The 14,141-nt window shown below is 62.4% G+C and carries 14 protein-coding genes; 9 read left to right on the forward strand and 5 right to left on the reverse strand.

Features of this window, described 5'->3' with window-relative positions; translation table 11 throughout:
* The first annotated feature begins 42 nt into the window (after nucleotides 1-42).
* The 3 genes from hemH to HMPREF9696_RS18750 all read left to right on the forward strand — a co-directional run bounded on the left by hemH (nucleotide 43) and on the right by HMPREF9696_RS18750 (nucleotide 2,657).
* Nucleotides 43-1,080, forward strand: a complete 1,038-nt coding sequence (gene hemH, locus HMPREF9696_RS18740) for a ferrochelatase (RefSeq protein ID WP_002714619.1) — start codon at nucleotides 43-45, stop codon at nucleotides 1,078-1,080.
* Between the two features lie 138 nt (nucleotides 1,081-1,218).
* Nucleotides 1,219-2,202 (forward strand): SPFH domain-containing protein, encoded by a 984-nt coding sequence (locus HMPREF9696_RS18745; protein ID WP_002714620.1) that lies wholly within the window; start codon nucleotides 1,219-1,221, stop codon nucleotides 2,200-2,202.
* 11 nt (nucleotides 2,203-2,213) lie between these two features.
* On the forward strand, nucleotides 2,214-2,657 hold the full coding sequence (locus HMPREF9696_RS18750) for an NfeD family protein (protein ID WP_002714621.1): 444 nt from the start codon (nucleotides 2,214-2,216) through the stop codon (nucleotides 2,655-2,657).
* Nucleotides 2,658-2,764: 107 nt separating this feature from the next.
* Here the strand turns inward: HMPREF9696_RS18750 and HMPREF9696_RS18755 are convergent, their stop codons facing one another.
* Nucleotides 2,765-3,778, reverse strand: coding sequence for a KpsF/GutQ family sugar-phosphate isomerase (locus HMPREF9696_RS18755; protein ID WP_002714622.1), 1,014 nt, complete (start codon nucleotides 3,776-3,778; stop codon nucleotides 2,765-2,767).
* Between the two features lie 246 nt (nucleotides 3,779-4,024).
* On the opposite strand from HMPREF9696_RS18755, the gene HMPREF9696_RS18760 reads away from it, so the two are divergent.
* A complete protein-coding gene (locus HMPREF9696_RS18760; protein WP_002714623.1) occupies nucleotides 4,025-5,716 on the forward strand; it encodes an outer membrane beta-barrel protein in 1,692 nt (563 codons plus the stop codon).
* A gap of 225 nt (nucleotides 5,717-5,941) precedes the next feature.
* The gene (locus HMPREF9696_RS18765; RefSeq protein WP_002714624.1) at nucleotides 5,942-6,145 is read left to right on the forward strand and encodes a hypothetical protein; all 204 of its coding nucleotides are present in this window, start codon (nucleotides 5,942-5,944) and stop codon (nucleotides 6,143-6,145) included.
* A gap of 178 nt (nucleotides 6,146-6,323) precedes the next feature.
* Here the strand turns inward: HMPREF9696_RS18765 and HMPREF9696_RS18770 are convergent, their stop codons facing one another.
* From HMPREF9696_RS18770 to HMPREF9696_RS18785, 4 genes are all read right to left on the reverse strand, one after another.
* Nucleotides 6,324-7,649 (reverse strand): serine hydrolase domain-containing protein, encoded by a 1,326-nt coding sequence (locus HMPREF9696_RS18770; protein WP_002714625.1) that lies wholly within the window; start codon nucleotides 7,647-7,649, stop codon nucleotides 6,324-6,326.
* A gap of 152 nt (nucleotides 7,650-7,801) precedes the next feature.
* Entirely contained in the window at nucleotides 7,802-8,182 is a 381-nt protein-coding gene (locus HMPREF9696_RS18775) for a BA14K family protein (RefSeq protein WP_002714626.1), read from the reverse strand.
* A 162-nt stretch (nucleotides 8,183-8,344) separates the two neighbouring features.
* Nucleotides 8,345-10,030, reverse strand: coding sequence for a glycosyltransferase family protein (locus tag HMPREF9696_RS18780; RefSeq protein WP_002714627.1), 1,686 nt, complete (start codon nucleotides 10,028-10,030; stop codon nucleotides 8,345-8,347).
* A gap of 240 nt (nucleotides 10,031-10,270) precedes the next feature.
* Nucleotides 10,271-11,383, reverse strand: a complete 1,113-nt coding sequence (locus HMPREF9696_RS18785; RefSeq protein ID WP_002714628.1) for an ATP-dependent DNA helicase — start codon at nucleotides 11,381-11,383, stop codon at nucleotides 10,271-10,273.
* Between the two features lie 185 nt (nucleotides 11,384-11,568).
* On the opposite strand from HMPREF9696_RS18785, the gene HMPREF9696_RS18790 reads away from it, so the two are divergent.
* The 4 genes from HMPREF9696_RS18790 (at nucleotide 11,569) to HMPREF9696_RS18800 (ending at nucleotide 14,064) form a co-directional block, all read left to right on the forward strand.
* Nucleotides 11,569-11,961 carry a DUF4345 domain-containing protein gene (locus tag HMPREF9696_RS18790; RefSeq protein ID WP_002714629.1) on the forward strand — a complete coding sequence of 131 codons (393 nt, stop codon included), beginning with the start codon at nucleotides 11,569-11,571 and terminating at the stop codon, nucleotides 11,959-11,961.
* Between the two features lie 6 nt (nucleotides 11,962-11,967).
* A complete protein-coding gene (locus HMPREF9696_RS21855) occupies nucleotides 11,968-12,123 on the forward strand; it encodes a hypothetical protein (protein ID WP_002714630.1) in 156 nt (51 codons plus the stop codon).
* Nucleotides 12,124-12,244: 121 nt separating this feature from the next.
* The gene (locus HMPREF9696_RS18795) at nucleotides 12,245-13,489 is read left to right on the forward strand and encodes an aminotransferase-like domain-containing protein (RefSeq protein WP_002714631.1); all 1,245 of its coding nucleotides are present in this window, start codon (nucleotides 12,245-12,247) and stop codon (nucleotides 13,487-13,489) included.
* 5 nt (nucleotides 13,490-13,494) lie between these two features.
* Complete coding sequence (locus tag HMPREF9696_RS18800) at nucleotides 13,495-14,064, forward strand: SRPBCC family protein (protein ID WP_002714632.1); 570 nt, start codon at nucleotides 13,495-13,497, stop codon at nucleotides 14,062-14,064.
* The last annotated feature ends 77 nt before the right edge of the window (nucleotides 14,065-14,141 follow it).

Genomic DNA, 14,141 nt, shown 5'->3' on the forward strand with positions numbered 1-14,141 from the left:
CGCCTTGACAACATTTCGGCAACGCGCGATGCCACACCCATCATGACAGCCGTCATTCCCCTCGACGCCCACCGTCCCGCTGCGCAACCGGCGCCTTCGCGCGTCGGTGTCCTGCTGGTCAATCTCGGCACGCCCGACACGGCCGATGCGAAGGGCGTGCGCGTCTATTTGCGCGAGTTCCTGTCCGATCCGCGGGTGATCGAGAACAATGGATTGATCTGGCAGATCATCCTCAACGGTATCGTGCTGCAGATTCGCCCGGCCAAGAAGGCCAAGGACTATCTGAAAATCTGGAATACCGAGAAGAACGAGTCGCCGCTCAAGACGATCACGCGCGCGCAGGCCGAGAAACTGGCGGCCTCCATCTCGGACCAGACGCATGTGATCGTGGACTGGGGCATGCGTTACGGCAATCCGTCGATCAAGTCGCGGATCGACGCGCTGACCGCGCAGGGCTGTGAGCGCATTCTGGTGATGCCGCTCTATCCGCAGTATTCGGCCTCGACCTCGGCGACGGTGGTAGACAAGGTCGCGGCCGCGCTCAAGGATATGCGTGCGCAGCCGACGGTCCGGTTCACGCCGCCGTATTATGACGATGAGGTCTACATAGACGCGCTCGCGGTTTCGATCGAGCGTCATCTGGCGACATTGCCGTTCAAGCCGGAAACCATCGTGGCGTCGTTTCACGGCATGCCGCAGTCCTATATCGATAAGGGCGATCCCTATCAGGCGCAGTGCGTCGCCACGGTGAATGCGCTTCGCGCACGCATGGGTCTCGACGAGAAGGGCCTGATGCTCACCTTCCAGTCGCGGTTCGGCTATCAGCAATGGCTGAAACCTTACACAGCCGCGACGGTCGAACAGTTGGCCAAGGACGGCGTGCGGCGCATTGCCGTCGTGACCCCGGGCTTTTCGGCCGACTGTATTGAAACTCTGGAAGAGATCGTGATGGAAAATGCCGAGATCTTCCACCACGCCGGGGGTGAGGAATTCTCCGCCATTCCCTGCCTGAACGATAGCGATGAAGGCATGGACGTGATCCGCCAGATCGTTCTGCGCGAATTGCAGGGTTGGATCTGACGGCCTGATTTTTGGCCGGGTTCGAACCTCACTCCCTGTTTGCCCGACCAAGAATAAGTCAAGAGCGAGAGCGGCTGTCGTGTGTCTGTGCTAGACTGGCCCCAAGCCTCGCGTCCATTCATCCGCAGGGAGTTTTCAATGTCCGGTTTCGATATTTTCGCGATTGCGCTTTTGCTGCTTGTGATCCTCACGCTGTTCGCCGGCGTCAAGACCGTCTCGCAGGGGTATGACTGGACAATCGAACGGTTCGGAAAATACACCCGCACGCTGGGGCCGGGCCTCAATCTCATCATTCCGTATTTCGACCGCGTCGGCCGCAAGGTCAACATGATGGAGCAGGTGATCGAAATCCCGCAGCAGGAAGTCATCACCAAGGACAACGCCACTGTGACGGTGGACGGCGTCACCTTCTATCAGGTGTTCGATGCCGCCAAAGCGAGCTACGAGGTGTCGAACCTCAATCAGGCCATCGTCACGCTGACCATGACCAACATCCGCTCGGTCATGGGCTCGATGGACCTCGATCAGGTGCTCTCGCATCGCGACGAGATCAACGAGCGTCTGCTCCGCGTGGTGGATGCCGCGGTGTCGCCGTGGGGCGTGAAGGTCAACCGCATTGAGATCAAGGACATCGTGCCGCCGCACGATCTGGTCGAGGCGATGGGCCGGCAGATGAAGGCCGAGCGCGTCAAGCGCGCGGACATTCTGCAGGCCGAGGGTCAGCGCCAGTCGGAAATCCTGCGCGCGGAAGGTGCCAAGCAGGCGCAAATCCTGCAGGCGGAAGGCCGCCGCGAGGCTGCGTTTCGTGACGCCGAGGCGCGCGAACGATCGGCCGAGGCCGAGGCAAAGGCGACCGAGATGGTCAGCAACTCCATCGCCAGTGGGGATGTCGCCGCGCTGAACTATTTCATTGCCGACAAGTACATCAAGGCGTTCAGCCAGATCGCGGAGTCGCCGAACCAGAAGATCATCATGCTTCCGATCGAAGCCACCGGCGTTCTGTCTTCGCTCGGCGGCATCGCCGAGATCGCCAAGGCGACTTTCGGCGATGGCGGATCGGCATCCGCGCCGCGGCGTCCGCCGACGGTGCCGAACACCACGCCGCCGCGCTCGACCACATAAGGACGCATCGGATGGTGGACCTTCTTGCCAAACTCGGGACATGGAACTGGCTAATCCTCAGCGTCGTGCTGATGGCGATCGAGACCTTCGCGCCGGGCGTGTTCATGCTGTGGCTTGGCCTCGCAGCCCTGATCGTGGGCGTGCTGTCGTTCGGAATCGCGTGGTCGTGGCAGGCGCAGGTGATCGCGTTCGCGGCGCTGTCCATCGCCATGGTGCCGCTGTGGCGGTACTACTCCGGCAGGAATGCCAAGCCGACCGACAATCCGTTCCTCAACAGGCGCGCGGAAGGACTGGTCGGGCGCGTGTTCACGCTGGAAAAGCCGATTGTCGGCGGTGTCGGGACGGTGCGGGTCGACGATACGGTCTGGCGCGTGTCGGGACCCGATGCGCCGTCGGGCAGCCGGGTGAAGATCGTCAGTGCCGATGGTGCGAGCCTGAAAGTTGAAGCTGTCTAAGCCCACCTGGCGTCATTGCGAGGAGCGATAGCGACGAAGCAATCCAGTTCCGTGCCAGTTCAAAAAGATGGATTGCTTCGCTTCGCTCGCAATGACGGGAAGAGATTTTACGCCACGCCCGCGCGCAGGATGTCGTGCAGATGCACGATGCCGACCGGCTTCTTGCCATCGGTGACGATCAGCGCGGTGATCTTCGACGCGTTGAGGATTTCCAGCGCCTCGCTGGCGAGCAGATCCGGGCCGATGGTTTTCGGATTCCTGGTCATCACCTCATCGACGCTCGCGGCCATCAGATCGGGCCGCATGTGACGGCGCAGGTCGCCGTCGGTGACGATGCCAACAATGTCGCCGCGCGCATCGACGATACCGACGCAGCCAAAACCTTTCGAGGTCATTTCCACCAAGGCGTCGGACATCTTGGTGCCAAGCGGCTTGATCGGCAGCGCGGTGTCCGTGTGCATCAGGTCGCGGACGAATTTCAGCATCGCGCCGAGCTTGCCGGAAGGGTGCAGCGTGCCGAAATCCAGCGCGGTGAATCCCCGGCTTTCCAGCAGGGCGACCATCAGCGCATCGCCGAGTGCAAGCTGCATTACGGAGGATGTGGTCGGCGCGAGATTATGCGGGCAGGCTTCGCGCGCCTTCGGCAGCGTCAGCACCACATCGGCGGCGGCACCAAGGGTGGAGTTCGCCTCCGAGGTCATTGCGATCAAACCGATGCGGAAACGGCGCGAATAGTTGATGAGGTTCTTCAGTTCGGCGGTCTCGCCGGACCACGACAGCGCCAGGATGACGTCGTCGGTGGTGATCATGCCGAGGTCGCCATGGCTGGCCTCGGCGGCATGGACGAAGAATGAGGGCGTGCCGGTGGAGGCGAACGACGCCGCCATCTTCTTGCCGATGTGGCCGGACTTGCCGAGCCCGGTGACGATCAGCCGGCCCTTGGCATTGCGCACCAGATCGACCGCCGCGTCGAACGCGCCGCCGAGGTCGGATTGCAGGGCGTTCACCAGCGCGGTGATGCCGCTGGCTTCCGCATCGAGGGTGCGCAGCGCGGACTCGACCGCGGCTGATGCGGCGCGGGTCGCGGAAGGCGTCGCTGTCCGCGATGTTGAAGAGGCCATGTCAGGTTCCAAGTGAGCGGGGAGGGCGCGCTGCGCGCGTCGGCTCCGGGACGATTACCTAGCACATCGTCTCCGCTGACGCGACGCGCTCCGGGCCGCCTAACCCCCCGTTAACCATAATTGTTTTAACTCTGTTAACGGCGTTTTACCCGCGCCGCGCGGCGGCTTGTCCACCGCAATTGTCTGAATTTGTTCGGTTTTCGGCGCGGCTCCAGGAATGTTCCGGAGCCGGGAAATGAGTGAAACGTGTACGGCTCGCAGCAGCCTGTCCGGGTCTTGGTCCAGGTTCTGGACCATCGCTGGCGTGCGTCTGGATGGCGCGCGCTGCCGGCGTGCGCGCTGCTGCTCCTTTGCCAGCCTGTTTCCGCGCAGACCCTGACGCCGAACATGCTGAACCCGACACAGGGCGGCTTTGCGCCGCGCGAGCAGTCGCTGCTGCGCCGGACCGCGCAAGCCGCGCCCGACGATGACGGCTTGCGGCGCGAACCACGCGCGTCGTCCCGCGTCGGTGCGATACCGACCTACGGCATTGTGCCCGCTTCCGGCGCATCGGACAGCGGCTTCGACTCGCTCAATCGCACACGCAAGAAGCCGAAGCTCTATCCCGGCGCGCCCAAGCCGAAGGTCGTCGGTCCGGGCAATCCGCCGCCTGCGCTGCCCAAGCCCAAGGTTGCCGCGCCGGTGTCACCGTCGGTCGCAGGAACGGCGCCCGGCCAGCCGCCGCGCCGCCGCCTGAAGCCTGACGACGATCCGTTTGCGAATGTCGGCTTTCACACTGGCACGTTTCTCACCAAGGCCGCTGTCGAACTCTGGGGCGGTTACAACACCAATCCCGGCCGCATGAACCAGCCGAAGGGCTCGGCATTCTACACGGTCGCGCCCGAGCTTCTGATTGCGTCGGACTGGGAGCGGCATTCGCTGATCGCCGATCTGCGCGGCTCGTTCACCGGCTACGGCACCACGTTTCCGCCAAGCCTCGATTGCAACTGCAATCCGCCGGTGCCCGTCGCTTCACCGGTGCCGACGAATATCGACACGCCGAGCTTCAACGGCAAGATCAGCGGCCGCATCGACGCCACACGCGACACCCGCATCAACACCGAACTGCGGATGCGGGTTTTCACCGACAATCCCGGCTCGCCGAACATTCAGGCGGGCCTTGCGAAATATCCACTGGCGACGAGTGTCGGGGGCACCGCAGGCATTGAGCACGATTTCAACCGCCTGCAGGTTTCGGTCGCGGGCCTAGCCGATCGCACGACCTATCAGCAATCGAAGTTGACCGACGGCTCGACCTTCACCAACGACGACCGCAACTTCAATCAGTTCGGCGGGCTCGCGCGTGTCAGCTACGATCTGATGCCGGGCGTCAAACCGTTCGGCGAAGTGCAGGCTGATACGCGCCTGCATGATGTGAAGGCCGATCGCTCGGGATATCTGCGCGATTCCAACGGCGGCTATGTGAAGGCCGGCACCACGTTCGAGTTCTCGCGGCTGCTGACCGGCGAAGCAGCGGTCGGCTATTCGCTGCGCACCTATCAGGACCCGCGGCTCACCGACATGAAGGGCCTGCTCACCAGCGCCTCGCTGATCTGGACCGCATCGGGCCTGACCACGGTGACGCTCGCCGCGACGTCATCCATCGACGAGACCACGCTGCCCGGCGTTTCCGGCGTGATCTCCCGCGATTATTCGCTGCAGGTGGATCATGCGTTCCGCCGCTGGCTGATCGGCACGGCGAAAATCGGCACCGGGACATCGGACTATGACGGCACGCGCTTCGACCGCCGCTATTTTGTGGAAGGCGATCTGGTCTACAAGCTGTCGCGCACCTTCCAGCTCAAGGCGCAGGTCCGTCACGACTGGCTGGACAGTTCGGTCAGCGGCGCCAACTCGGCGGCGACGGTTGTGATGCTCGGCATCCGCGTGCAGCGTTAGCAAAGCGCCGATGTCCAAGCATCGTGCGCAATTTACTTTCGCGAGGACGACATCTCGAGTGTTGCGGCATTGGCCGCTTTGCCAGGCGATTGTGGATGATTCCTTCAGCCGGTGGTTGACAGCAAAATCCCGATAGGAACAAATAGAGAACAATCGAAATCATCGCGACTCGCTCTCCGGCGGCGCCGGTTGAGGGGTGCGCCGTCAGCCCTGGGAGGAGCCATCATGTTCAGACCGGCCACACAAACCGACATCGAGCGCTACGAGCGCGCCGTCGACAGCGCGATCGCCACCTGCGGCGGCGACATTCGCGGCGCGCTCAAGGCGCTGATCATCGCGAATGAATATTTGGAGGAAGAATTGCGTCAGGTGCTGGACGCGGTCGAGTCGCATGGGCTGGTGCCGGTCGTGCAGCGGAGTGTGGCGTAGGGATTTGAGACTTTTCGGGTCGTCCCGGCGGAGACCGGGACCCATAGTCCTAAGTCTCCGTCTTGAAAGAGATGATGGAGCGGCCTTCGGCTTATTGGCACAATGTGCGGTGGTTATGGGTCCCCGCTTTCGCGGGGACGACATCATTGTTGCAGCCGCAAGATGTATGAGAAGGCGCTTACTTCATCAGTTCCTTCGCCAGCGCCATGTACATCGGCAGCGAGACCGGATCGTTGGCGGCGTTGGCGGCCATCGGATGCGAGGCGTAGCGCGCGATCACCATTTCGGCGGTCGGATCGACATAGATGCTCTGGCCGTAGATGCCGCGCGCCGTATAGGCGTTGTGCTCGTTGTGGGTGATCCACCACATGTCGCGATACGACCAGCCCTTCAGGGCGTATCCGGCCTTGGCGAAGTCGTCCTTGTTGCCGCCCTTGGTGATGTCGGCGACGGCGGCTTCCGGAATGATCTGCTGGCCGTTGAACTTGCCTTTGTTGCGCATCATTTCGCCGAAGCGGGCGAGGTCGCGCAGCACGGTGTTGTAGCCGCCGCCGCCGGACTCGGTGCCGATGCTGTCGACCATGAAGTAGCCGTCTTGCTCGGCGCCGAGCTTCGACCAGATTTCCGATGACAGCAGCGCGGCCAGCGACTTGTTCGCGGCGCGCTTGACGATCCATGCCAGGACTTCGGCGTTCGAGGTCTTGTAGGCGAAGGCCTGGCCGTGCTCGCCTTCCTTCTGCAGCTTGACGAGGAAATCGAAGAAGGTGCGCGGCCCTTGATAATTGGGCGGAAGCGGCATCATGCCGCCGGCACGGGCATAGTCGAACACTTCGGCCTTCGGATCGGTATATTTCTCCGAGTATTTCACGCCGATGGTCATGTCCATCACCTGACGCACGGTGGCGTCGCCATAGGCGCTGTCTTTCAGTTCGGGGACGTATTTGATCACAGGCGCTGCGGGATCGAGCTTGCCGTTGGCGGCCAGAACCGCGGCCAGCGTGCCGACAAAGGACTTCGTCACCGAGAAGGCGATGTGCGGCAGTTGCGGGCTGCCTTCGCCGAAATACTTCTCATAAACGATCTTTCCCTTGTGCAGCACGACGATGCCGTCGGTGTAGGTCAATTGCAGCGCGTCGTTGAAGGTGATCGCCTTGCCGTCCAGAGTGGTGATCGCGACGGCGCCGAGATCACGCTCGGCGCGCGGCAGCGGAACGACCGGTCCTTCGCCGCGCGAGACGGCCGCGGTCGGCACCAGTTCGCGGAAATGGCTGAACGACCAGCGTGTGTTCGGAAAGCGCGACGACGAACCGTCGATGAAGCGGATGGTCTTGTCCGGCGGCGGCGGAAAGCCCTGCATCAGGCCAAGCGTTTTCGGATCGGTCTGCGCTGCGGTCGGAAGCGGCTTGGCATCTTGCGCGTCCGATTCCGTGGAAAGCACCACGGTGACTCCGGTGAGTGTGAGCAAGGCAAAGGCGTAGCGTGCGGCAGATCTACGAATGGTCATGGCATTTCCCCGGCAGTTATTCTTGGAGTGGTCTTGCGAAAAGCCTAGCCGAGCACCTCACCTCAAACCACAGATATTGCCCCTGAAAGTGAAATAAAAAACCGCGAGACTTTCGTCTCGCGGTTTGATCGTGATTTTTGCTGTGCGGAAATTTACGGGCAGGGATAACGGTTGCCGTCGTTGTTGAGATAGGTGCCCGACGCCGGATCGTAGGACCGATAGCGCTGTGCGCAATAAGCCTGGTTCTGCTGGGCCTGCGCCTGAGAAGCGGCGATCGCGCCGCCAATGATCGCGCCGGCGGCGAGACCGATGCCGACGCCAGCGGCGGTGCCGCCATAGCCGCGGCGATGATAGTGATGACGATGACCGTAGCCGCGGCGATAATACTGCACGTTCTCGATATTGCTTGAACCGGTGGCCGCGCCGGCGAGGACGGAGCTGTTCATCAGCGGGGCAGCGGCTGCGGGTTGGGCGGCGGCAAGGGCGGTGGAGCCTGCAAGCAGGGCTGCTGCGAGAAGTTTTGCAGTTCGCATTTATTTTCCTTCAGTTTTGGGAATGGGGAGTCGCGAGCCGGAACGCGCTGGCGGACCGATTGAGGCACGAACGAAACTAACCCTTCGAGCGGGGAAAGGTTCCGTATCATTACACCTCAATTTTGGCGGCGGGACACAAGTCCGTGTGCCCGCGCCAGAGGCTCATTCTTCGGTTTCGCGGACCCTGCGGCGATCCTTCACCACGCCGATGGTCACGCCCATGCGTTCGACCTTGGCAATGACCTTGCCGGCGAGAATGCGGTCGCAGTTCATGTGGGTCGGCGCGATGTAGAAGTCCGCGAAGCGCCAGTCATACATCCTGATCCATTTCAGATTCGGACGCGCATATTCCTCGTAGGATACGCGCTCACCGCAAACCGCGACCTTGTACTGCTTGGTGTGAGACGTGGCGGGTTCGGTGCGGTCGAGGAAGTCATGCAGTTCGTCGACGGCTTCCGGCATGCTGTTGACCCAATAGTCGGTGACGAAGCGCCGCGATGCGCCTTCGAGGCCGCCGACAAGCTGGTTGTAGTAGAGATATTCATAGGGATGCAGGTGATAGAGCTTGCCTGCAGTCCAGGTGTAGCAGGTTGCAAGAATCGCGAGCCAGACCACCAGCGTTGAGCGGTGAAACCGCGTCAGTGCGCCGATCGAACTGCTCAGGCCGACACCGGCGAGCACGGCGATGGCCGGAAACACGAACAGGAAGTGGCGGCAGCCGTCGAATGCCGGTCCCTCGACCACGACCTGACATGCCACGGGAAAGATCGCGGTGAATGCGATCAGGCCGAGTTCGCGGCGCTGGATGCCGGTGACGCCGCCGGCGCGCGCCGGGAGCACAAGCAGCAGCAGGGAGAACAGCGTGGCGCCGAGCGTCAGCAGCGGCAGCCGGATCGCGATATAGGTCGGCACATAGTAGCGCGGCACGTCCGCCATCTCGTAGGTCTGGCCGAACAGGATGGTACGGATGTGATAGTGGAATTCGCCGAACGACATCAATCCGCGAATCGGGTTGAGCGGCGACAGCGCGGCCCAGGGCCAGGTCGCGGCCATGATCAGATAGGCGATCACAAACGCCGGCATGAACCACAGCACCGAGCGCAGGACGAAGCGCGTGCGCTCGCGCCAGTGCCCCACGATCGGGCGCGGGATGTTCATGAGAATGACAAGACCGAAATAGCCGACCAGCAGCAGGCTCAACGATTTGATGCCGAGCGCGGCGCCGGTCATGATGCCGAAGCCGATTATATCGCGCATGCGCGGCGTCGGCAGGTCGCGGCTGGCGCGGATCAGGAAGTACATCGCGCCCGCCATGAAGGCGGCGAGCGGAATGCCTTTGGTGTGGTTGTACATCGCGCCGTACCACGAGCCGCACAGCGCCAGTGCGACGATGGTGAAGAATGCCGCGCGGGGGCTTGCGATCAGCCGCGCCGTTGCAGCGGCGGCGCCGATGCCGCCAATGCCGATCAGCGCGCATAGCAGGTGACGCAGTTCGTATTGATCGACGGGAATGATCTGGCTGAGACCAAGGCCGAGGATATCGAACAGCCCGCCATAGAGATAAAGATTGTCGAGCTTGAACACCGAGCGGTCGGCGAAGCCGCTCTTGTAATAGGCGACGATCAGTTCGCCATACTGATGCTGGACGCCTTCGTCGTTCGAGATGGCGTAGTCCTGGAAGGTCCACAGCGCGATCACGATCAATGCGGCAAGGGCCGCGCAGGAGGCCAGATCGAACACGTTGCGCCGGCTCAACCAGTTCGCACAACGCTTCAGCCGCTGGCCAAGGCTGGCACCCGTGAGATCGCGGCCGGAAATATCCAGCCCGCTGCTTATGGAATCGGTCATCCCCAGGGGTTCCTCAGCCACACCTTATCTATCTGGCGCTGCTCGCGGTTTCCGGCTGCGCGCCCGCCATGCCCCCACGGCGAAAAGCCGGTGATTTTCACCGGTGCGGTTCCACCATAGGTGCGGGAAAGGCACTTGCTCAAGGAAATTGCATTTTGCGCCGCGAAAATAAGCGGGGGTTCGCCCGGCGGACGGCCCGTTGCTTCCGGGAATCCGGTTCCGCAGCCCGAAAATGGGGCGTCAGACCACAACCGTGAGCCGCTTCGCGGCCCGGGTGATCCCGGTGTAGAGCCAGCGGGCACGGCTGTCCTGAAAGGCGAAACTCTCGTCGAACAGCACCACGTCGTCCCACTGCGAACCTTGCGACTTGTGGACGGTCAGCACGTAACCATAATCGAACTCGTCATAGGGGCGGCGCTGCTCCCACGGAATGTCCTCGATACCGCCGCTGAAGCAGTCCTGCCGCACCGAAACTTTCGTGACCTTGGCGGTGCTGACATCCTCATCCGGCGACAGCCGCATGGTGAGAATTTTCGATTTCGACGGCGTGCGTGATTTCACCCGCCACAGCCCGCCGTTGAACAGCGCTTTCTTGCGGTTGTTGCGCAGGCAGACCAGCTTGTCTCCGGCCACCGGCAACGGGTCCTCGATGCCTTGCTTCTGGCGCACGCGCATGTTGTAGGCGCGGCGGGTGTTGTTGCGGCCGACCAGAACCTGATCCGCCGCCATCACCCGGTCCGGATCGAGCCCGTCGCGGCGCACGACTTCGCTTTCGCCGAAGATGCCGAGATCGAGGCTGCGGCCTTCGCGCACCGCCATCGACATCCGTACGATCGGATCGTCCTGCGCCTGACGGTGCACCTCGGTCAGCATCGCGTCCGGTTCGGCATCGGTGAAAAAGCCGCCGCCCTGGATCGGCGGCAACTGCGCCGGATCGCCCAGCACCAGCAACGGACAATCGAACGACATCAGGTCGCGGCCCAGTTCCGCATCGACCATCGAACATTCGTCGATCACGATCAGCTTGGCCTTGGAGGCGGGCGCGTCGTCCCACAGTTCAAAGCTCGGCTGCTCCTCGCCAGACTCGCGGGTGCGGTAGATCAGCGAATGAATGGTCGAGGCGTTGTCGCAGCCCTTGTTGCGCATCACCAGCGCGGCCTTGCCGGTGAAGGCCGCGAATTTCACATTGCCATTCACGCCGTCCGCGATATGCCGCGCCAGTGTGGTTTTGCCGGTTCCCGCATAGCCGAACAGCCGGAACACCTGCGGCGTGCCGTTCCGGCCCGGCTTGGCCTTGAGCCAGTCGGCGACGGCGCGCAGCGCCTGATCCTGATGCGGGGTGAACGTGGTCATGGGCTGTGCTGGATACTTTATATCTCGTCCGGTGCAAGCGGATAAACCGTCCGCGAGCAGGGTCATCTGCATAGCCGAATCGCCGTCCCGTCGCTGGAGAATAATGCGCCGGATTGTGAAGAACATCCGTCGCCATCATGGCCGCTTCTCATATATGGTTGGCGCGAAACAAGGCCGGTGCGTGCATGGAACGCCTCTTTCTTCAGATCGCCACGGCGTTCAGCGCACTGGTGCTGCTCGGGATAGGCCTGTGCGGCATGATTCTCGGCGTCCAGTTCATGCATGGCGTCGGCACGATCACGGTCGATAACTACTTCCGTCTGATGTCCGGCGTGATGGCGGGCATGGGCATCGTGCTGCTCTGCGCGATCCCCCATGCCGAGCTCCACCGCGAGCGGTTCGGCGTCATCACATTCATGGTCGTGCTGGGCGGTCTGTCCGAACTTTATTCGGTGATCCTGCACGGCATTCCCAGCGTCGGCTCGCTGTTCGGCCTGTTCATGACGCTGATCTACGCGCCGCTGCTGTGGCTGCTGCAGCGGCATGTTGCCAGACGCGCCGCGCAGCCGTCGCACTGACAGCCGATGATTATCCTCAAGCGTATCGCTCTCGCTGTGATCATGGTTGCCATCGTCGCAATGTTCGGCCTGTTCGCCTGGAATTTTTATCAGCGCTATACGGCGTCGGATCAGCCGCCGCCGGTGATCTATGAGCGCTCCGACCGGCCGTCGCGCGCGTGAGCCTGCGGCGCGATGCCGGTTGCGTCACCGCAGCCCGGTTCGGTAAGTTGCCTCACCTTGGCGCAACGCCGGCCATGAGGGTCTCCCTCATACAAACAACAACAAACGGGAGACGCCCGCGATGACTTCCACCTCCGGATCGTTCGACTTCACGCCGCTGCTGGCTGCAAATCTGCCGCCCGCAGCCGCGAAATGGAGCGGTTTTCCAAAGTACAATTTCGTCGGCGGCAACAACGATGCCGATCAGGTGCCAGTCGCGAAGCTGCTCGAAGCCTCGACCGCGGTGCTGACCCGGGAGGGCGCGACGCTTGCGACCTACGGTCTCAACAGCGGGCCGCTCGGCTATCGGCCCTTGCGCGAATTTCTGGTCGGCAAGCTGAAGCGCGACGCGGGCATCACCTGCACGGCGGATGAAATCCTGATTACGTCAGGATCTCTGCAGGGCCTCGATCTGGTCAATGGGTTGCTGTTGTCGCCGGGCGACACCGTGCTGATCGAGCAGGAATGCTATCAGGGGTCGATCACGCGGCTGACACGGCGAGGAATCAACATTGTCGGCATTCCGCTCGACCATGACGGGATGCGAGTGGATGCGGTGGAGGCTGCGCTCAAGGAGCTCAAGAGCAGGGGCGTCCGCGCGAAATACATCTACACCATTCCGACGGTGCAGAATCCGACCGGCACGATCATGAGCGAGGAGCGGCGGCGCGAATTGCTCAGACTGGCCGATGAGTACGGCGTGCCGATTTTCGAGGACGATTGCTATGCCGACCTGATCTGGAGCGGCAAGCGTCCGCCCGCGCTTTATGCCATGAGCAAGACCGATAACGTGATTCACATCAGCTCTTTTTCCAAGTCGGTCGCGCCGGCTTTGCGTGTCGGCTACATCGTGGCGCCATGGGCGGTGCTGTCGCGCATCCTCCCCATCAAGACCGATGCAGGCTCCGGCGCGCTGGAGCAGATGGTGCTGGCGGAATTCTGCGCGGCGCATTTCAGCGATCATGTGCCGAAACTGGCGAAGGGCCTGCGCGTCAAGCTGGAGGCGATGATGGAAGCGCTGGCCGAACAGTTCGGCACGGCTGCGGAGTTTGACGATCCGCCGGGCGGAATTTTCCTTTGGGTCAAGCTGCCCGACAATGTCGATACGATGAAGCTGTATCAGGCCGCGTTGGCCGCCGGCATTGCGATCAATCCAGGCGCCGAATGGTCGGTCAACGCCGGGCACAGCAAGAGCCGCTTGCGGCTGTGCTTCGCCAGCCCGTCCGTGCAGGAGATCAGAGACGGCGTTGCCGCGCTGGCCGAAGTCTGCCGCAAGGAATTCGGCGTGCCGAGCCGCAGCGCGAATGTGGAACGGGCCAAGGGCTGAACATAATGATGCAGAAGATCCTGATTGGCGTCATCGCGACCATCGGCTCGTTTGTGGCGCTCATCCTCTTGCAGCCATCCGATTACCGGATTGCGCGGACGACGATGATCTCAGCGCCTGCGCAGGATGTCTCGTCCCAGATCGACGATTTTCATCGCTGGCAGGCGTGGTCGCCATGGGCGGAACGGGACCCGAAGGCGAAGACGTCCTTTCAAGGGCCAAGCAGCGGCAAGGGGGCGGTGTTCATCTGGTCGGGCAACAATGAAGTCGGCGAGGGCCGCATGACGCTGATCGAAAGCCAGCCCGGTGCGCTTGTCAAAATCCGGACAGACTTTGTGAAGCCGTTTGTCGGCACCAGCTATTCCGATTTCGCCCTGAAGCCGGATGGCGACGGCACGTCCCTGACGTGGAGCATGTCCGGAGAGAACGACTTCATCGGCAAGGCGATCTGTCTGTTTGTCAGCATGGACAAGGTGCTGGGCGGCGAGATGGAAAAGGGGCTCGCCGGCATCAAGCGGATTGCGGAAGCTGCTGCGAAAAAGCCGGCGCAGAATTCATCCACGCCGGCGAAATAGTATTCCCTCCACGTCGTCCCCGCGCAGGCGGGGACCCATAACCACCGACTTCGGTTATTTAGCGGGATCGTTCAGCG

Source organism: Afipia clevelandensis ATCC 49720 (assembly GCF_000336555.1).
GTDB classification, from domain to species: Bacteria; Pseudomonadota; Alphaproteobacteria; order Rhizobiales; family Xanthobacteraceae; genus Afipia; species Afipia clevelandensis.